Source organism: Dyadobacter ginsengisoli DSM 21015, from assembly GCF_059568735.1.
Genome location: NZ_JCANTY010000001.1, coordinates 54786 through 75407 on the forward strand (window position 1 = coordinate 54786; position 20622 = coordinate 75407).

Consider the following 20622-nt stretch of genomic DNA (forward strand, 5'->3'; position numbering starts at 1 on the left):
TTTTTACAATTAATGATAATTGCAGACCCGCTGGGCGCTCTTGCCGGGCGCCTTCCGGGCAATGTTAACGGCGCCGTCCGCGCAGCGAAAAAGGGCGCAGAAAGGAAAGTAACAGGCACGGTCACCGACGAAAACGGGCAAAAGCTACCCGGGGTCAATGTGGCAATTAAAGGAACAACCCGGGGCACTTCCACGGACGTGAACGGCGTCTACTTTCTGGACGCGGTCAACGATCAGGACGTGCTGGTATTCTCATTTGTGGGATATGTAGCCAAAGAGATGCAGGTCGGAGCATCGACTAAGATCGATATTGTCCTGGCGCCGGATACCAAGGCATTGGAAGAGATTGTGGTGGTCGGCTACGGCACACAGAAGAAAGCAACGGTGACCGGAGCGATCAGCAGCATTAAAGGTGATGCGATTGCCCAGGTTCCGGCACCCAATATTTCGCAGTCCCTCGCGGGCCGCGTCGCCGGTGTGAGCATGCGTCCGAACGGCGGGCAACCTGGTAAGGACGATCCCGATATTCACATCCGAGGCATTGTTACAACAGGCAACAACAAGCCGCTGGTAGTCGTGGACGGGGTTAGACGGGACAATATCCGCCAGGTGGACCCGGCGAGTATCGAAACCATCACTATTCTGAAAGATGCCGCCGCCGTAGCTCCTTACGGGATAGGCGGGGCCAATGGCGTTATTCTCATTACCACCAAAAGGGGAAAAACAGGTAAGCCTCAGGTGCGGATCAGTTCGTCTTACGGCTTCCAGAACCCCACTTACCTGCCCGACGTGCTCAGTGCGAAGGATTATATGGCCCTTCAAAACGAAGCATACCTGAACCAGACCCCGGGTGGCACCAGCCTGCCCAACGACCCCGCGATAGTTGCCGACTACGAGAACCTGCATCGCCAGGACCCGTGGAAATATCCAAGCTCCAACTTCCTCGAAGTGTTCAATAAGAATGTGCCCTTCCAAAACCACAATGTAGCATTCACCGGCGGGACCGAAAACGTGAGCTATCACGCCGGAGTAGGTTATTTTGACCAGAAAGGGATATTCGATCCGGTGAGCTACAAGCGTTACAACTATAACCTGAACCTGGATATGTCCGTGACGAAGACCACCAAAGTCGGGATGTCGCTGCTGGGGAGTATTGAGAATACCAGGGACGTGGATGCCGATGAAACCACTTCGGGGCACCTTTTCAGAAGTTTTTACAAATTTTTACCGACGCAAAGTCTGATCTTCCCCGAAGGAGACAAATGGGGAGAGTCTTCGGCCAACACGCCGGTAGGTGTGCTCCGGTCGCCGGGATACAGGAGAAACAACGGCAATACCCTCCTGGGGACCGTATTTGTGGAGCAGCAGCTGGCCAAAGGGTTGAGCATCAAGGGGGTATTTAGCTACGATCCGTGGGAGCAGAGCGTGAAATTGTGGCACGTTCCGTTCGTCTACCATAAAATCGATCTATCACAAAAACCCTACACTTACACCCAGGCTATCTCCTTGCAGGAAGGCGGCGGAAGGCCTTTCAGATGGTTGGGGCTGGAAAATCAGAAGCGGACGAATTTTACCTATCAGGCTTACCTGAATTATAACCGGACCTTCGGCAACCATGCCGTAACGGGCCTTGCGGTGATGGAAGTGCGCAAAACCAAAGCCGAAATGATGTCGACGCGCCGCAACAACTTCGCCATCGGTATCGATGAGCTCAGCTTCGGAAGCTCGGATAAGCTGGATTATGACAACTCGGGCAGCTCTTCTACCGGCAGCGAGCTGGGGTATGTTTATCGCCTCGGTTATACGTATAAAGACAAATACATCCTCGAAGCAGCCGGACGTTACGACGGCCACTACTACTTCGCGCCGGGCAAAAGATGGGGTTATTTCCCGGCATTCTCGGCCGCATGGCGGATTTCGGAAGAGGGTTTCATGAAGAATATGCGGTTTATAGACGAATTGAAGCTTCGCGGTTCGTGGGGGAAAGCCGGGATGCTCGCGGGTGGCCCGTTTCAATACCAGTCGGGTTACGACCTTCGCGGAGGCGCCTATGCATTCGGGAACGGTACGCTCGTGCAGGCGTCGAGGGTGCCGCGCGAGGCCAATTCCAGGATTACATGGGAAATTTCCACCAAAACAGACATTGGTTTCGACCTCAGCATGTGGAACTCGTTGCTGACCATGGAATTCGACTATTTCCACGAAAATCGCAGCGGAATGCTGCTGGCGCCGCAAGTGACATTACCGGTCGAATACGGCCTCTCATTGTCGGAGGAAAACAAGGGTAGAATGAATGCCGACGGTATCGAGATCAATGTGGGTACGAGAAAACGCGTCTCGAAAGATCTTGATTTCTCACTGAACGCCAACGTCAGCTACTCCATTAACCGGATGCAGGAAGTGTTCCAGACCGACGCAGAGGCCAAAAATCCGAACCGGACAAGGGTAGGAAGGCAGTTCGGCACACCTTACGGGTTTAAATCGACAGGCTTGTTCGGGAGCGCGGACGACACGAACAGCGACGGCATTATCGACACCAAGGACGGTTACAATATCACCCAGTTCGGCGCATTGCACCCGGGCGACATTCGTTACACCGACCTGAGCGGGCCTGACGGCAAACCGGACGGGCTCATCGACAACCACGATCTGACGGTGATCGGTAACCCGGTTTATCCTGCGCTCACGGTTGGGCTTACGCCGAGCGTGAACTGGAAGGGCTTCGATGTGACGCTGTTTTTTCAGGGTTCCGGCAAATCGAGCATCAACGTGCGGCAGTTCCTGACCGTGCCGTTTGAAAACAATGGCAGTAATACCGGTTATGAGTACTTCGACAACCGCTGGACGCCGGATAACCAGGATGCCAAATATCCAAGATCGACGCCTGCACCGTATGCCAATAATACCAAGGATTCCGATTTCTGGTGGGTCAATTCCAGCTATCTGCGACTCAAAACCGCCAGTATCGGCTACACTATCCCGAAATCGGTATTGGGCAAATTGAAAATGAGCTCGGCGAGAATCTATTTCACGGCTCAAAATCTTTTCACGATCAGCAAGATCAAGCACGTAGACCCTGAAATGGGTTATACCGACCGCGAAACCGCATATCCGGTGATGAAAGCCAACACATTCGGCATTGATCTGACATTTTAACCAGCTAACGACCATCATCATGAGTGTTTTCAGAAACTATATCAAAATATGCTGGATGGGCATCACCATGCTTTTCCTGTCCACAGCCTGCGATTCGGACGAATTTTTGGAGAATGTCAACAAGGCAAATCTCACCGACAAGACGCAATGGGAATCCGAGACCAATGCAGATGTTTTCCTGAACGACGTTTACAGCGAAATCCCGAACAAGCTCAATCAAACCGAGTCGCTGGATTACTATACCGACGATTATAACATCAGCCATTATTACACGGCGTCCAACTGGCGCCAGGGCGTGTGCCAGGTGCCGGGAAGCAGCACCGACAACCCCTGGGGCGGCACGCAGGGGCCAACTTACGGTTATACCTGGGAGCAATTTTTTGTAAAAATCCGCAAATGCAACACCTTCATCCAGAAGCTGACAGAGAATAAGGCCAATTTTTCGGAAGCGTATTTCAACAAGCGGATCGACGAAGCCAGGTTCTTGCGGGCATTTTTTTACAGTGAATTTTTTGTGCAAGTAGGCGGTTTGCCAATCCTGACCGAGCCGCTCGACCGCAACAAAATGAGTCCTGAGGAGTTGCTCAAACCGCGCGGGACTTTCCAGCAAACGTTTGATTTTATCGTGGGTGAACTGGATTTGGTGGTTAAAAATAAATTTCTGACCATCAAATACGCCCCTTCCGAAAAGGAGGCCGGCCGGGCTACATTGGGCGCCGCACTGGCATTGAAAGGTTGGGTAGAACTTTTCGGGGCGAGCCCGCTCTTCAATACCGCAACACCTTACCTGCCCGATCCCGGGAAATATGTTCACTTTGGAAATGCCGATCAGGCACGCTGGGCAAAAGCTGCGGCAACCAACAAGCAGTTTATCGACGAATATGGCAACGGTAAAAATTACAACCTCTTCACCGACCTTAAAAACTTCTGGCGCATCAGCAACGAATACAACCCCGAGGTGATCTGGGACCGGCAGGTGGTGGCCAATGTGTCCGGCATGGGGTCGAGCTACGAGGGCAGGGGAGGACCTACTTACGTTTTGGGTGAATACCGATCGTGGGGTAACTACAATCCCACCCAGGAGCTGGTCGACCAGTTTGCGATGGCCAACGGTAAACCCATTACCGACCCGACCTCCGGCTACAATCCACAAAAGCCCTATTTGAACCGTGAAAAGCGTTTTTACGATTTCATCGTGCACGACGGCGCGGTTTACAAGCAGGACTGGATGCCACGCGTCGACACCATTTATACGCGCATCGACGCCACCTATCCTAATCCCGACCGTACCAACCAAATCGACCTGGCCGGCAAAACGGACGTGGGTGATTCGGGTTATTACCAAAGGAAAAGGCTGAATCCCGACGCGGCGCCAGGCAGCGACGCCAGCGGCCAGAACTATGTTTTTTATCGCTATGCCGAAGTGCTGCTGAACTTCGCCGAGGCCCAAAATGAAGCTTCCGGCCCCGATGCCTCGGTTTATGACGCTGTCAACAAAGTCCGCGCGAGATCTGAACTCTCCGCATTACCTGCCGGCCTGACCAAAGACCAGATGCGCGCCGCTATCCTGCGGGAAAGAAGGGTAGAGTTTTGTTTTGAAGACAAACGCTTCTTGGATAACAAAAGGCTGGCAATGGCCGCCCAGGTCATGGGCAAACCGCGTCACAATATGGTGATCCGCAACTCGGTACCGGCCAACAATTCCGGCGTTTGGGTTTACACCGTGGAGCAGGAGAAGAAGTATTCCGTGAAATTCGAGCCCAAACAATACATGAGCCCTATTCCACAAAACGTGCTGGATCAGAATCCGGGTATCAAACAAAATCCGGGATATTGAGCATTCTATTTTGAATTCCGTCGGACTGGCATTGGCGGTTAATGCAGTGCGGGGCGTGCACTAGTAAGAAGCACGCCCCATATGCTTTGCTTTTTGGAAAAAGTGTAAGTTGTTATGAATAAAAGCGATGGGATCCTGCGGCGAATATGCATCCTGACCCTATGGTTGGGATACATCTCGGCCGTTTCCGGGCAATCTGTTAAAATCTTTACCGTCGAGCACGGGCTGTCGAGCAGTATGGTCACGGATGTCCACCAGGACCGCAGTGGCTTCATCTGGGTGGGTTCACAGGATGGTTTGAGCAGGTTCGATGGAGTGAAGTTCAAGATTTACAGACACGACAAGCGGGACAGTTCGGGCATCGTCAATGACTGGCTGCGTACGCTTTTCGAAGACCGGTCGGGTAGCATGTATATCGGCACCATCGACGGTTTGCAGCATTACGACGCGCCTACGGACTCATTCCACGCCATTCAGTTCGATCTCGCCAACGGGCAGAAGGCGGGCGTACACGTGCATACGATTTTTCAGAGACAGAATGGAGAAATCCTCGTAGGAACGTCCGGCAACGGGATATTTAAGATCGTCAGAACAGGCGCAAAGCTATTTGCGAAGCGATTACAATTGGGAATTCCCACGGATCTGATCGTGAAGATATTTGAAGACGATGCATTCAATCTGTGGATTTCGACGGAGGATAAAGGCCTTTACAGGATTGGGAAAGGGTATAAAAAGGCCTATTTTCAAACCAAAGGGGTTCAAAACAATGTAGTGACCAGCATTTGCCAGGACAGGTATGGCCGGCTGTTCGTCGGTAATATGAGCAGCGGACTGTACCGGTACGATCAGTCGGAGGACGGTTTTTTGCCCATTCCCTATAACGGCCGCACCAACTTGCCGGTAACCGATTTGCTGGTCGGTAAAAATAATCAGCTGCTGATCGCGACAGATGGCGAGGGTATCAAACGGATCGACCCCGCTTCCGACAAAATAGTCGATATGGATGCTTCTGCGGCCAGTTTCGACATGAGCAAATCCAAATTGAAATCGATTTTCGAGGACAAGGCAGGCAATATCTGGCTGGCGGTGTACCAGAAAGGGCTGCTCCTCCTGGCCGACGATCATAACCGGTTCGGATACATAGGAAGCCGTTCTGCGAGCCGCAATTCAATTGGCAGCAGCGCCGTGACGGCCCTGGGGCAGGATAAGGCGGGCACGGTGTGGGTCGGGACCGACAAGGATGGCCTGTATGCTTTGCCTATGGGCGCGACGAAGAGCGTGCATTATGGAAGTAACGGACCAGGCACGACGGCCCCGGACAACATTATGACGGTTTTTGAAGATTCACAAAACACGTTGTGGATCGGCTCGTACCTGAATGGATTATTAAGCCTCGACCGCAAAACCGGAAAGTACACGCGCTTCGACAAGCTCACCGACGCCAACGGGGACAAGGTGCAAAGAGTGCACAATATCAAGGAAGATTCCCGCAAACAGCTTTGGATCGCTTCGATGGGATCGGGACTGTTTTGCCTCGACCTGATGACGGGCGGGCTCAGGAATTTTAACGCAGCAACCCGGAAGGGCGACCGCGCGGACGTCAATGGACTTCCCAACAACTGGATCAACTGTTTGTTACCTACGAAAGACAACAAATTGCTGATCGGCACATTCGACGGGCTGGCTTGCCTGGATCTTCAAACGGAAAGTTTTGTCTCCACATTTGGCGGCAACCGGTTGCTGAAAGGGTCGGTAGTCTATTCCGTTTTCGACGATAACCAGGGAAATCTCTGGGTCGGAACAGCCAACGGACTGAAAAAAATAGTACGGTCGACGCGGGAAATCACAACTTTCGATATGGAAGACGGCCTGCCGGGCAATCTCATCTGCGCCATCCGGGCCGACCGCGCGGGCAATTTGTGGATAAGTACCAACCGTGGAATGTCCAAAATGGACCCGGCCAACAACTCTTTCCTTAATTTCTACGCGGCCGACGGCTTGCAAGGCAACGAGTTCAGCCCCGGCGTGTCGATGGAGACGCAGAACGGCGACCTGTTTTTTGGCGGGATCCACGGCATTACCCACTTCAAGCCCGAGGAGATCCATGTATCGGACAAGCGACTCGACGTTCGGATCGCCGACTTGTACATTCATGACAAGGCGGTCAAAAAAGGCATGAAATCGGGGCGGTACATGATTGTGGATACAACCGTGAGTGCGGCGCGTGAATTTCACCTGGCGTATTTCGACAACTCTTTCGGCCTGGAATTCTCGACCCTGGATTTCGTGAACGGCGAACGGGTCTCCTACATTTATTCGATGAACGACAATGGTTGGGTGAAGTTACGGCCGGGAACAAACCGGCTTACATTCGATAACCTGGCGCCGGGCAAGTACATTTTCCGTTTGAAAGCGCAGGCGGATAAGAGCAGTTCGGCCGTGAATGAGGTGACCATCGTCATTCACCCGGCCTGGTATTTCTCGGCCTGGGCCATGCTGGGTTACGGGCTTCTTGCATTGGTCCTTTTCCTGTATGTTTTTAAAACGATCAGGAACCGCCGCCGGATCCGGAAAGAAATGCTCGCTCACTTGCAGCGTGAAGAAGTGAATGAAGCCAAGCTCGATTTTTTCATCAATATCGCGCACGAAATCAGGACGCCGCTGACATTGGTGGCTACGCCGTTGGAAAAACTCATCGTGCAGGATTACGATTCGGAGCGTTTGCGGATCTACGACATTATGTCCAGAAACACAAAACGTATATTGGATCTCGTTAACCAGCTGATGGACATTCGGAAGATCGAAAAGGGGCAGATGTCGTTGCAGGTTTCCAGTGTGAATATGAATGCTTTTATCAGGGAGATCGGCGGGTTGTTCAATGAGCAGGCCAGCGCAAAGCGGGTCCGGTTCTTGTTCGACCTCCCCGCGGCTGCGATCTGGGCGCGTATCGATCCGATGAACTTCGATAAAGTGCTGATCAACATGCTGGCCAATGCATTCAAGTTTACCCCGGAAGAGGGTATCGTAAGGGTGGTTTTGAATATCAAAACCCATGTCGGCAAGGCCGACGAGCTTGTGCTTTCGATCGAGGACTCGGGGCAATTTATCAATGAACATGAGACGGAGCGGATATTCGAATGCTTTTATCAATCGGAAGCACAGCGGATTTATAATCGTGACGGGACGGGCATTGGCTTGTACCTGGTGAAACAACTGGTGGAACTGCACGGCGGAAGCATCCGGGCGGAAAACATGGAGCAGGGCTGCCGCTTCGTAACGACACTGCCCATCGAACGGATCGAACCCGTGACGCCGGCTGAGCCATTGTTCACACCCGAACCGCGCGAAATGGCCAGGGCGTCCGGGGAAGACGAGCCGCCGGTTAGGAAGCGCAAACGCGTGGTGGTGGTCGACGACGACAGCGAAATCCGTAATTACCTTTCCGGGGAGCTGGCCACCGAATACGAAGTGCTCACTTATGCCAACGGGGAAGAAGCGTATAAAGGAATATTACGGGAAAAACCCGATCTGGTGATCAGCGACGTGATGATGCCGGTGATGGATGGTATGGCCCTTTGTAAAAAATTGCGGTCCAATCCGCTGACGAACCACATGCCGGTCGTGCTGCTAACGGCCCGGACGGAAGAATCGATGAATGCGGAAGGGCTCGAAATGGGCGCGGACAGTTATCTGACCAAACCTTTTAACCTTCAGATATTATCCAAGACCGTAAAAAGTCTGATCAGGAACAGACAGATCCTTAAAAACAATGAAAACGAACAGCAGTACGAGGAAGAATTTATTTCCAGCATTACCATCAAAGCAGCCGACGAAAAGCTGCTGGAGAAAGTCCACATATTCATCGATAAGCACATTGCAGACCCGGCGCTGAGTGTCGAAATGATCGCAAACGACCTCGGTATCAGCAGGGTTCACCTGCACCGCAAGCTCAAAGAACTGACGAATATGACGACCCGGGACCTGATCCGGAACATTCGCCTCAAACAGGCCGAAAAGCTGATGAATACGAAGGGGCTTACGGTTTCGGAGGTAGGTTTTGCCGTTGGATTTACCAACCTGAACAGTTTTTCAGTGGCATTTAAGGAGCTGTACGGCGTATCTCCGAAAATGTATGGTGAATCAATCCGTGAGGTGTGAAAATGAACAAGCAATTTATTCAACCGTTTTTGGTATTTAAGTGCCTGAAATACAGAGGAAATGATCCGATGTTTTCAACAAAACAATAAACTAATCAACCAAAAAAATTAACATGATGAAAAAACGACTATTATTGACCATGGGCCTGATCATGTTCCTGAATTGGGCATGGGCTCAGAATGCTTCTATGGAAATGCCGAAGGGATTTGATGCCGTGCGGCAAGGCCTCGCAGCCGGGAAAATCGATTCGGTAACCTACAAATCGAAGACCGTAGGCACGGCGCGGAAGGCGCTGGTGTACACGCCGCCCGGTTATTCCAAAAAGACCAAATACCCGGTTTTGTACCTGCTGCACGGCATTGGCGGCGACGAAAAGGAGTGGTTGAAAGGCGGTAATCCGCAGCTGATCCTGGACAATCTGTATGCCGACAAGAAGATCGAGCCGATGATCGTGGTAATGCCTAACGGCCGCGCGATGAAAGACGACCGTGCTACCGGCAATATCATGGCTCCCGACAAAGTGACTGCATTCGCCACGTTCGAGCAGGATCTGCTCACCGATCTCATCCCGTTTGTCGAAAGCAAGTATTCTGTGTTCACCGACCGCGAGCATCGCGCCATCGCGGGCCTGTCCATGGGCGGTGGCCAGTCGCTGAACTTCGGATTGGGCAATCTTGACAAATTCGCATGGGTGGGCGGCTTTTCATCCGCACCTAACACCAAAAAGCCCGAAGAGCTGATTCCCGATCCGGCGGCAGCGCGGCAGAAGTTGAAATTACTGTGGCTTTCCTGCGGGGACGACGACCGCCTGATCACATTCAGCAAACGCACGCACGACTATCTCTTCGCTCACGATGTACCGCATGTGTACTACGTCGAGCCCGGTGTGCACGATTTTAAGGTTTGGAAAAATGGGTTATTTATGTTTTCCCAATTCCTTTTCAAACCGGTGGATGTCAAAATCCTGAACAAATACACTGTTCTCGGATCACCGGCTGAAACCAATATCCGCTCGGCCAAATACCCGCAGATCCTGCCCGATCACCGGGTGGTGTTCCGTACCAAGGCGCCCGGCGCACAGAAAGTGCAGGTGGATTTGGGTAAAAAATATGACATGCAGAAGGATACGGCCGGTTTCTGGTCGGTTACCACGGATTCGATCGGTGCCGGTTTCCACTACTATTCACTGCTGATCGACGGCGTGGCATTGGCCGACCCGGCCAGCGAGACGTTCTACGGCATGGGCCGCATGGCCAGCGGTATCGAAATCCCGTTTAAAGGAGGCAGTTATTATGCGCTCAAAGACGTACCTCATGGCGAGATCCGCATGAAAAAATACCTTTCCAAAGCCTCCAACGCCTGGCGTGAAATGTATGTGTACACGCCGCCAGGCTATGAGCAGTCGACCGAGAAGCTGCCGGTGCTTTACCTGCTGCACGGCGGGGGCGAAGATCAGCGCGGCTGGGCGATGCAGGGCAGAACGGGCCTGATCCTGGACAACCTGATCGCAGAGGGGAAGGCCAAGCCAATGCTTATCGTCATGATGGATGGCAACTTCGGTGGCGGCGGTATCGCCGGGTTTAATGAGAATTTGTTGAAAATGTTTGAGAACGAACTGAAACAGGGTGCAATGCCATTTGTGGAAGCGAATTTCAAGGCCCGTACGGATGCGCAGGGACGGGCGCTCGCGGGGCTGTCGATGGGTGGCATTCAAACCTTATATGCAGGCATTAAAAACACCGATCAGTTCGCTTACCTGGGCGTATTCAGCTCGGGATGGTTTGCCAACAACCCGACACTGTCCGAATCGCATTATGCATTGATCAAGAACAACACCAGTACCATTAACACCAACCTGAAACACTTGCGCATCTCCATGGGAGCGAAAGAGGATATTGCTTATCAGAACTGTAAGATCATGCTCGGAAAGTACGACGAGGCCGGTGTTCGCTACCAGTATAGCGAATATCCGGGCGGTCACACCTGGCCAGTATGGCGGCACGATCTGTACGAATTTGCCCAGGTGCTCTTTAAATGATTTCAGGTAAAATGTATCATTGATGATGATGACAAAAAATCATTTCCATGTCGCGTTGACTTCTGTTCTATGCTGCGGAATTTCCTTTCTGATAACAGGCCACGCATCGGCTCAGAAAACTTTAAAGGAAGCGTACAAGGACTATTTTCCGGTAGGTGTGGCGGTCGCGCCAAGGAACCTGACCGGGCCCGAGGCCGAGTTGATCGTGCGCCAGTTCAATAGCATTACCCCCGAGAATGCGATGAAAATGGGTCCCATACACCCCGAGCCCGATCGCTATGCCTGGGAAGCGCCCGACGCGATCGTCGCGTTCGCGCAAAAGAATGGCATGAAAGTGCGCGGCCACGCGCTTTGCTGGCATAACCAGACACCTCCGTGGTTTTTCACCGACGGCGCGGGCAATCAAGTGACACGCGAAGTGTTGCTGGAACGTTTGAAACAGCACATTACCGACGTTGTGAGCCGCTATAAAGGCCGGGTATATGCCTGGGATGTGGTGAACGAAGCAGTTCCCGACACGGGAACATCCATTTACCGCAGTTCAAAGTTTTATGAGATCATCGGAGAAGATTATATTGAAAAGGCATTCGAATACGCGCACGCTGCCGACCCGGACGCGAAGCTTTTTTATAATGACTACAATACCGAAAGCAAGGCCAAGCGCGAGAAGATTTTCCAGGTGGTTAAAAAATTGAAAGAAAAGAATGTGCCTGTTCACGGCGTCGGATTGCAGGGCCATTGGTCTGTGTATGAGCCCTCCGCGAGTGAATTGCAGGAGTCGGTCAGCAGGTTTGCGGGCCTGGGCCTGGCTGTTCAGATCACCGAGTTGGACGTTTCGGTGCACGTGAAAGAGCACGGCCGACGGGAAAAGACCGCAGCGGATAAGCGTGTGCTGACGCCAGAAATTCTCTCCAAACAGGCCGCGCAGTATGAAATGATTTTTGGAACGTTGCGCAGGAATCGCGGAGCGATCACCGGGGTTACGTTCTGGAATGTATCCGACAAATCGACATGGCTGGATAATTTTCCTGTGCGCGGCAGGAAAGATTACCCGTTGCTTTTCGATGAACAGCTTCAACCGAAGGCCTATTTCAACAAGATCGTGGATTTTTGATTTCGTCGGTAGGCGCGGGCGGACCTGGAATGGCGTGCCAGGTTCGTGCCTTTTTTTGCCGCTTGGCAAATGTACGTTAGATGTGGTAGTGTATTTTGGCCGGACGCTTTGAGCTTCCGGCTAACTTAGCTTATTAGCGAGGTGGTAACTATGTCTGAGAATCTATATTCCATGCTGCCTCCCTGGATCGTCAGCCGGCATTACCTGTTTGAAAAAGCTTGCAGGTAGGTAGCCGGTGTCTTCCCGGTGATGTGTTTGAACTGTCTGTAGAAACAGGTGATATTTTGAAAACCGCTTTCATAACAAATCCGCTTGATTGTCATATTATTGTTGATCAGCATTTTACAGGCATTTCCAACCCGGATTTCGATCAGGAACCGGGAAAACTGCTTGCCTGTCCGGGATTTGAAATACCTGCAAAACGAGTTTGGCGACAATCCTGCAATGGAAGCTACCTTTTCCAGCGGGATCTTTTCATTGAAATGGGTAAGTGTGTATTTGTAGATGGCATTAATTCTTTCGTTTTCCTGTTCGGGATTGTCATAGCGAAAACCCAGCGAGGCCAAAGCACCTTTTTCCCCCGCCTGACTCGCCGCTATCAGGCATTCCATCAGAAGTATTACCCTATACGGGCCCTCTGCGTGGCATAACTTTTCTATCAGTGCGGCGATGGTATTGCCTGGTTTCCCCTTGATCGACAATCCGCGTTTGGCCTTGTCGAGTACATTTCGCAGGACTGCGTTCTCGGCGAGCATTAAAAAGCGTTCTCCCCAAAAATTCTCGGTGAAATGTACCACGGTGGAAAAAGGTGTCGGGTGGGTTTCATCTTGATGATCAAGGTCGTAATGCCAATAATGAGGCAGATTCGCACCTACCAATACGACGTCGCCTGCATTGAAACGCCTGATGTCGTCACCGACAAACTGGGTGCCGCTTCCTCTGTGAAAGCAAATCAGCTCTACCTCCTCATGGCAATGCCACCGGCTATTGATGTTGGGAATCAGTTCCTGTCTGAGACTGAATGACCTGTTAGGCGCAGTGGCAACCTGCAGCATATGAGGTTTCATATGTAGGAAAGATTTTAGGCGCAGTCACTTCATCGTCAATCAGCCCGTTTGGGTAGATAAGAGACTTCTGGTAAGCGCCTGAGCCTGAAATTTGGATTGAGAAACACAAAAAAGGCTTGAAATATATCAAATGCTAAGATAGCTTACTAATACGGGGAGATTTGAACTATGGTAAAATCGAATGAGGTTTGGTTAAAATTTAGCCAAATCTTCATTAAGAAACATTATTCCTTTGTATTGTTTAATTTTTGATTGCTTTCTTCTAAAACTGACGCCGCGTAAACCCGCCTATGCCAAGCACTTTTGTCAGCGATTCTCAATTAACGCTCGGGCTCAAAGCTGGTGACGAGGGTGCTTTCAGGCAGATCTATGACCGCTACTGGCATAAGCTCTATCGTGTGGCGGTGGGCAAAGTGAAAGTGACCGAGAATGCGAAGGAAATCGTGCAGGATATCTTTCTGGACTTGTGGGTGAGACATGCCGATCTGGAAATTGAAATCCTTGACCATTATTTGTTAAGTGCTGTCAAGTTCAAAGTGCTTGACTTTTTCAAGCATGAGATCGTCCGAAAGAACCATCGCGACTTCCTGCTGTTCAGTCACTCGGATGCCGACTGGGATACTGAGCAGGAGCTTGCTTACAACGACCTGAACCAGGCTATCATCGCCTGCATTGATCAACTGCCGCCCAAGACCAGGCAGATCCTGGAATTAAGCAGGCTGCAGCACAAATCAAACACCGAGATTACCGTCCTGCTCGGTATTCCCCACCGGACGGTAGAATACCACATCGCCCAGGGCCTGCAAAACCTTCGTGTCTATCTGCGAGACTACATCATCCTGCTCCTGGTTGCATTACTCCTGTGGATAAAATAGCCGGAGCCATTTTTGGCTACCTGTAAAATTCCAATCAATCAGGCCTGGAATTGCCTTTTTTATATAATTTTTCAAATATTTTTTAAAACCATATGTGGCTGTTGCATCGGTCCGTCTACTTCTATATATAAATCGTCTTATTTGAAGTTTCGCACTATGGTTAATAATTGGAAAGGCCTTTACCGCCTGCTGGATCAATACCAGAAAGGAACCATTAACCCGATCAAAAGACAGGTAATGGACTTCTGGTACGATTCGCTGGGATCGGAGCAGCGTACTGAACATTCGGAGGGGCCTACCGAGCAGGAGCTGCGTTTGAAAGACGAAATGTGGGTGAGTATCAGGCAGGGCGCCGATGAGAGGCCTGTAGCGGAGGTCCCCGTTGCCGGCAGGCGCTGGTGGCAGACGGTTTATGTTAAGCTTGCCGCGGCGTGCCTGGTTCTGATGGTCGCGTTTTTTACTTACAAACGGTTCTCCGGAACCGCTTCGATCATCGCACAAGTACCCGACAGCGCCATGGACGGGATGCTGCAATCGATCAATTCGGATGATAAAAACAAAGTTGTAAGGCTTTCCGACGGCAGCACGGTTTCGCTTCATCCCGGAGCGGTTTTGTATTACCCGCAAACTTTCGCCGGGGCTCAGCGGAAAGTTTACCTGAAAGGCGACGGTCTGTTTGAGGTAACACCAGATAAATCGCATCCTTTCCTGGTATATTCGAACCACATAATCACACGCGTGGTCGGGACCAGTTTTGTCATCAGGCAAGACCAGAAAGGAAGCGTGGAGGTGGCAGTTTTGACTGGAATCGTCAAGGTTCAAAAGAATGTTGAAGACAGCGAGAGGACAGGCAGGGCAGAGGAGGTGACTTTGACCCCGAACAAGAAAGTGACCTTCTTTCCACAAACCCAAAGACTGATAACGGGGCTGGTGGAGCACCCTGTTGTCATTGAAGATGTCATTAAAGCCATCGACGAAACGAAGTTCAACTTCAGGGATGTTGCGCTTTCCGACATTGTCCTGGTTCTGAAAAAAGCCTATGGGGTAGACATCGAGCTTTCAGATGCGAAACTTAAAAACTGCAGTATCACCGCCGACGTGTCACAGCCAGGCTCCCTGTTTGAGAAACTGGACATCCTCACCGGGGCCATCGGCGCACAATACGAGGTGACGGGCGAGAAGATCGTAATCGCCGGGGACGGCTGCCCTACCGAATAATCGTATCACCAAACCTTTGACCCTATGGAATAAAATCAGCAAAAAAAGAAAGACCGAAGATGCTGGAAACATACTTCGGTCCAGACCCAAACCTGCAAACGAGGCTATTTCATTCTGGAAAAATGAAATGCTGGGAATCGTTTAAATCAACACCTTGATCAAACAATGTAAAGCAATGAAAAAAAGGCTACAAATCATAGACCCTTGGTGGACTATCATGAAAGTGTCAACATTACAACTCTTCTTTATCATCCTTGTGGCGAGCTATGCCAATGCCGGCAGGACGCACGCGCAGGAACTTCTGATGAAGAAGGTGTCCGTGGAAGCCCAACAGCAACAGATCCTGGAAATCCTATCGGAGCTCGAACAGGCAGCGAATGTCAAGTTCGTATATAGCAAACAGTTACTTCCGGTTTCAAGGAAGGTGACCCTGACCGCCATCAACAAGCCCTTGTCCGAAATCCTCGATTTGATGTTCAGTCCCGATAATGTTACTTATCGTATTGTCAAAAACAGGATCATACTGAAACTGGCCAAACCGAGCGCCGCGCTTGACGGCATAACGCAGCAGGCGGTTGCTATCGATGATGAGCAAAGCAGGATCATCGAAAAAAAGGTGTCGGGCACGGTCACATCCGCGGGCAAGGAAACATTGCCGGGTGTTAACATCACGCTGAAAGGTACTAACCGAGGCACTACTACGGACGTTGACGGGAAATATTCGATAGACGTTCCCGAACAGGATGCCATCCTGGTATTTTCGTACGTGGGCTACGAAAGCCAGGAAGTGAGGCTGGGCGCGGCTTCTGTGGTGAATGTGGACCTGAAATTCAACGATAAATCGCTGGAAGAAGTGGTCGTGGTAGGCTACGGCACGCAGCGCAAGTCGGATCTGACCGGGTCGGTGACCAGCATCAAAGGTTCCGAGCTCACCAAGATCGGGGGAAGTAATGCAGCCGAGGGGTTGCAAGGCAAAGCGCCGGGCGTATCGATCCTCAATCAGGGCGGACCGGGCGTTGCGCCTACGGTTTTTATTCGCGGGCTAGGCACGAACGGTGACGCCGGCCCGCTGTATGTCGTGGATGGCATGATGGTTAACAACATCGTTTACCTGGCCCCGGGCGATATTGCTTCCATGGAAATTTTAAAGGACGCGTCCGCAACGGCTATTTATGGTTCGCGTGGAGCCAATGGTGTTATTTTGATCACCACTAAAAAAGGAAAAACGGGTAAGCCTGTCGTCAATCTGAGCACTAGCCATGGATTTCAGTTTTTGACCCGTAAATATGAAGTCGGTACTGCCAGGCAATACGGACAGCTGGTAAACCTTTTCAGAACGAATGCCGGACAAGCGCCGCTTTACAATGTCGACACGCTCGGAGAGGGTACCGACTGGACGAAGGAATCGGTCCAGAAAGGATATGTGGGCGACTACCAGCTCTCCGTCGGCGGTGGTACCGACCGGGTTACCTACAATGTGAGTGCATCGTACCATAAGGAAGATGGCGTGCTTAAATACACCAGTTTCGACAGGCTTACGCTGCGTGCCAACAATGAGTACAAAATCAGCAACAGACTTACCCTGGGCAGTAATTTGTCTTTTTCGAGCAGCAACTACAAAGGAAATGCAGGCTGGAACGGGGGGAGGGGAATCAATTCGCTTTACAGGATATCGCCTCTGATACCGGTACGGAAAGCTGACGGTGGTTTTTCGGCAGGGCAGGACCCGGATGTTGTCAATCCGTACGCCGCCTTGTATTACGGCAAAGACGTGCATACCCGCCCGATGCAATTCGTGGGTAATGCATTCCTGAACTTTGAAATTTTCAAAGGCCTGACCTTCCGCAGCAGCTATGGGACGGATTACACTTTGAACAAAATCAATTCATTCGTTCCTGCATTCAATGTGTCCAGCCCGAACCAGATCCAGGCGAGTAATTTGCTCGACAGCGGGTTTGAAACCAAATATTCCTGGCTTTGGGAGAATACCCTTACTTACGATAAGCAAATAGGGAACGATCACCATTTGAACCTGCTCGCTGGCTACACGTCGCAGAATTATGATTACAATATCCTGAATTACACCGGGACCGGTTTATTATCTTCTGCGCCCGACTACCGGTATCTCCAAAGCGTGCCGTCATCGAGCCTGAGCGTAAATCCTGCCTTGCCCACGAGCGAATCGATCCTTTCCTATCTGGTGAGGGCCAATTATACGTTCAAGGACCGGTACCTGCTCACAGCGTCGTTCCGTACCGACGGGTCGTCGAAATTCGCTCCCGGCAATCGGTGGGGCAGCTTCCCGGCCGTCGCATTGGGCTGGCGTGCCTCGGAAGAAGCATTCCTGAAAGGTGTTCACTGGATCAATAACCTGAAATTGCGCGGCAGTTGGGGACAAATCGGGAATAATAAGATTTCCAATTATCAGACTTACAGTACGTTGTATCAGGAGCCTACTTACAATGGCGTGTTCAACGGCGTATTTTACAATAATGCAACCATTACCACGGCGGCCAATCCCAGCATTACCTGGGAGTTTTCCCAGCAGACTGATCTGGGTCTTGAATTTGCCACGCTCGGGAACCGCCTGAAAATTGAAGCGGATTATTACAGTCGGGATACTAAAAATCTGCTTCTGGTATTGCCTATACCGGGCAATTCGACGGGCCTGACCTCCGCGGGCTTTTCCAATGCGGGTACGGTGCGTAACCGGGGGTACGAGTTTACTGTGAGCTGGGAGGACAATGCCGGTGATTTCAACTATGGCGTGAGACTGACCGGCACGGCCAATCAAAACAAGGTGCTTGACTTTTTGGGCCAGACCGTCTACACCGGCGATTGGATGGTCCCTTCTACGCATATGTCGAAAGCGGGCCTTCCGATCGGCGTATTCTATGGCTATAAGTCGGCAGGCATTGCTCAAACCCAGCAGCAGATCGACGAGCTCAATGAAAGGGCGGCATCCACGTCGGGTGTTGCCGGCAAGCAATTCTGGCCGGGTTTGAAACCGGGAGATCTGCTTTTCCAGGACCTGAATGGTGACGGGTTCATTGATGTCAAAGACAAAACCGAGATCGGATCGCCACATCCCAAATTCATTGGCGGCATCACACTCACCGCTTCCTACAAGGGATTTGACCTCACGGCCGATCTGATGGGCAGCTTTGGCGGGAAGATCAACAACAGCACACGCAATCAGTTTCTGGCTTCGGGTCTTACCAACCTGAACGTCGAATGGCTGAATTCGTGGACACCGGAGAATACGAACACCGGAATTCCGCGGTATGCATTCAACAGCTCCACATCCCAGCAGTCGGACTTTACCATTGCCAATGGCAATTATTTCAAGGCCCGGTTCATTGAATTGGGATACACATTAAACCCCGCAGCGCTGGCGAAATGGAAGATTTCAAGCCTGAGAATCTACGCGAACACAACCAATCCTTTTTATCTGACCAAATACAAAGGCTTTTCCCCGGAAGTGTCCAATTCGTATGGGGTGACTACGATGGGCGACGATTTCAGGACCTACCCGGTTTCAGGAACTGCTAGAATTGGTTTGAATGTGACATTCTAGGGAATTTAACTTGACTTACAGATGAGATCAAATATAAAACTGTGTATAGTTTCCTCGTTGCTGGCTTTAACGCTGGGCTCCTGCGGGGAGGATTTTCTGGATAAGGCGCCGCTGGGCACATTGTCCACGGCTTCATTCGAAAGCGATACAACCACGCTCGGACTCGCCGTAAACCGCTTGTACGGCACACTGTCCTGGCGTGAATACACCATCGGTCGCCAGCAGTTCAGTACACATGAGCTGTCGGGGGATGATTTTGTGTCGGGCACGGACGCCAATATGAACCTGTTCCAAAGCTATGCCTACCTGGCCGACAACGCGTATATCCAGCAGTATTGGGACAGAACTTATCAAAACATCCATTATGCCAACGTGGTGATCGACAGGACGGCCGCGCTGGCTGAGCGGGCGCCGACTTCCGCTAAATTATTTGAGGCGCAGGCGAAATATTTCCGTGCCTATTACCATTTCGATCTGACAAACGTTTTTGGTGATGCGCCACTGAGGGACCACGACCCTGCTGCGACCGAATACAATATTCCCAAAAGTTCCCACGCTGACATTATCAAGCTCGTTATCTCAGATTTGAAATATGCCATCGAGAACCTGCCTACCAGGACTCAATGGGGTACTGCCCAGCTCGGGCGGATTACTAAAGGCACTGCTCAGGGTTTGCTGGCCAAAGTGTATTTGTATGAAGGTGACTATGCCAATGCGAAAGTGTATGCCGATGCGGTGGTGAATGGCGGTGAATACGGCCTGGAACCGGATTACCGGGCGGTTTTTAGTCCTGAAAAACTATATGGATCTGAGAACATGATGCCGGGAGGGTACATTTTCAACTCCTCGATCAGCCCCGGCCGGTGGTACAATCCGTACCTGCAATACCAGGGACTGCCGGGTTTTGCCAACGGCGTCATTTATCCTTCGCAGGGTTTGGTTGACAGCTATGAAAACGGCGATCCGCGCATGAAAGCGACTATTTTTACTAAAACCGATTCAATCACGGGCTATAACAGCAACAAGCCCGTAACATTTCCGGCGAATACCAACTTCGCCAACAAAAAGGTGATCTGGCCATTCTCTTATTGGAACCAGTCGAATTTCTCTTTCCAGAACGTAAACCCGATGTTTTTGCGGTTTGCGGATATCCTGCTGATCGACGCCGAGGCAAGCAACGAATTGGGCAACACGGCGGATGCGCTTAAATACCTGGAACAGATCCGTTTCCGTGCACGCGGTGGCAAAACGTTCAAGGCGACTGTGGACGCGGGATTAAATGGAGGTAGGGGTGTTCTTCCCGAAATCACAGCCACCGGCAAAGCGTCCCTGCGCCTGGCGATCTGGCGTGAACGCCGCGTCGAGATGGCGCTGGAATTCAACCGCTGGTTCGATCTGGTGCGTTACAATAAAATAGCTGCCGCAGACGGCAGCGACGGGACGGGCTACACGGAGGCGTTGTTGAAGAACACCTACGGCCGGGCTAATTTCAATTTTGAAAAACACAGCCGTTTCCCGATCCCTGCCGTCTACATCACTTCCTCAAATGGCGTGCTGGTGCAAAACAAGTCCTGGTAGCCAG

Annotated in this window: 10 protein-coding genes; 9 read left to right on the forward strand and 1 reads right to left on the reverse strand. The window is 51.3% G+C overall.

Translation table 11 applies throughout. From position 1 onward, the window contains the following. The first annotated feature begins 12 nt into the window (after positions 1-12). From BP71_RS00215 to BP71_RS00235, 5 genes are all read left to right on the forward strand, one after another. Positions 13-3156, forward strand: coding sequence for a SusC/RagA family TonB-linked outer membrane protein (locus BP71_RS00215; protein WP_496375349.1), 3144 nt, complete (start codon positions 13-15; stop codon positions 3154-3156). 19 nt (positions 3157-3175) lie between these two features. Continuing rightward, positions 3176-4993 (forward strand): RagB/SusD family nutrient uptake outer membrane protein, encoded by a 1818-nt coding sequence (locus tag BP71_RS00220; RefSeq protein WP_496375351.1) that lies wholly within the window; start codon positions 3176-3178, stop codon positions 4991-4993. A 114-nt stretch (positions 4994-5107) separates the two neighbouring features. Next, on the forward strand, positions 5108-9151 hold the full coding sequence (locus tag BP71_RS00225) for a hybrid sensor histidine kinase/response regulator transcription factor (RefSeq protein WP_496375353.1): 4044 nt from the start codon (positions 5108-5110) through the stop codon (positions 9149-9151). Positions 9152-9266: 115 nt separating this feature from the next. Then, a complete protein-coding gene (locus BP71_RS00230) occupies positions 9267-11189 on the forward strand; it encodes an alpha/beta hydrolase-fold protein (protein WP_496375356.1) in 1923 nt (640 codons plus the stop codon). A 28-nt stretch (positions 11190-11217) separates the two neighbouring features. After that, positions 11218-12303 (forward strand): endo-1,4-beta-xylanase, encoded by a 1086-nt coding sequence (locus BP71_RS00235; RefSeq protein WP_496377738.1) that lies wholly within the window; start codon positions 11218-11220, stop codon positions 12301-12303. Positions 12304-12503: 200 nt separating this feature from the next. Here the strand turns inward: BP71_RS00235 and BP71_RS00240 are convergent, their stop codons facing one another. After that, positions 12504-13370 (reverse strand): AraC family transcriptional regulator, encoded by an 867-nt coding sequence (locus BP71_RS00240; protein WP_496375358.1) that lies wholly within the window; start codon positions 13368-13370, stop codon positions 12504-12506. A gap of 290 nt (positions 13371-13660) precedes the next feature. Between BP71_RS00240 and BP71_RS00245 the strand changes: the two genes are divergently transcribed. The 4 genes from BP71_RS00245 to BP71_RS00260 all read left to right on the forward strand — a co-directional run bounded on the left by BP71_RS00245 (position 13661) and on the right by BP71_RS00260 (position 20618). After that, on the forward strand, positions 13661-14245 hold the full coding sequence (locus BP71_RS00245; protein WP_496375360.1) for an RNA polymerase sigma-70 factor: 585 nt from the start codon (positions 13661-13663) through the stop codon (positions 14243-14245). Between the two features lie 141 nt (positions 14246-14386). Beyond that, positions 14387-15463 (forward strand): FecR family protein, encoded by a 1077-nt coding sequence (locus BP71_RS00250; protein WP_496375362.1) that lies wholly within the window; start codon positions 14387-14389, stop codon positions 15461-15463. A 175-nt stretch (positions 15464-15638) separates the two neighbouring features. After that, positions 15639-19040 (forward strand): TonB-dependent receptor, encoded by a 3402-nt coding sequence (locus tag BP71_RS00255; protein ID WP_496375364.1) that lies wholly within the window; start codon positions 15639-15641, stop codon positions 19038-19040. A 21-nt stretch (positions 19041-19061) separates the two neighbouring features. After that, positions 19062-20618, forward strand: coding sequence for a RagB/SusD family nutrient uptake outer membrane protein (locus BP71_RS00260; protein ID WP_496375366.1), 1557 nt, complete (start codon positions 19062-19064; stop codon positions 20616-20618). Positions 20619-20622 lie beyond the last annotated feature (4 nt).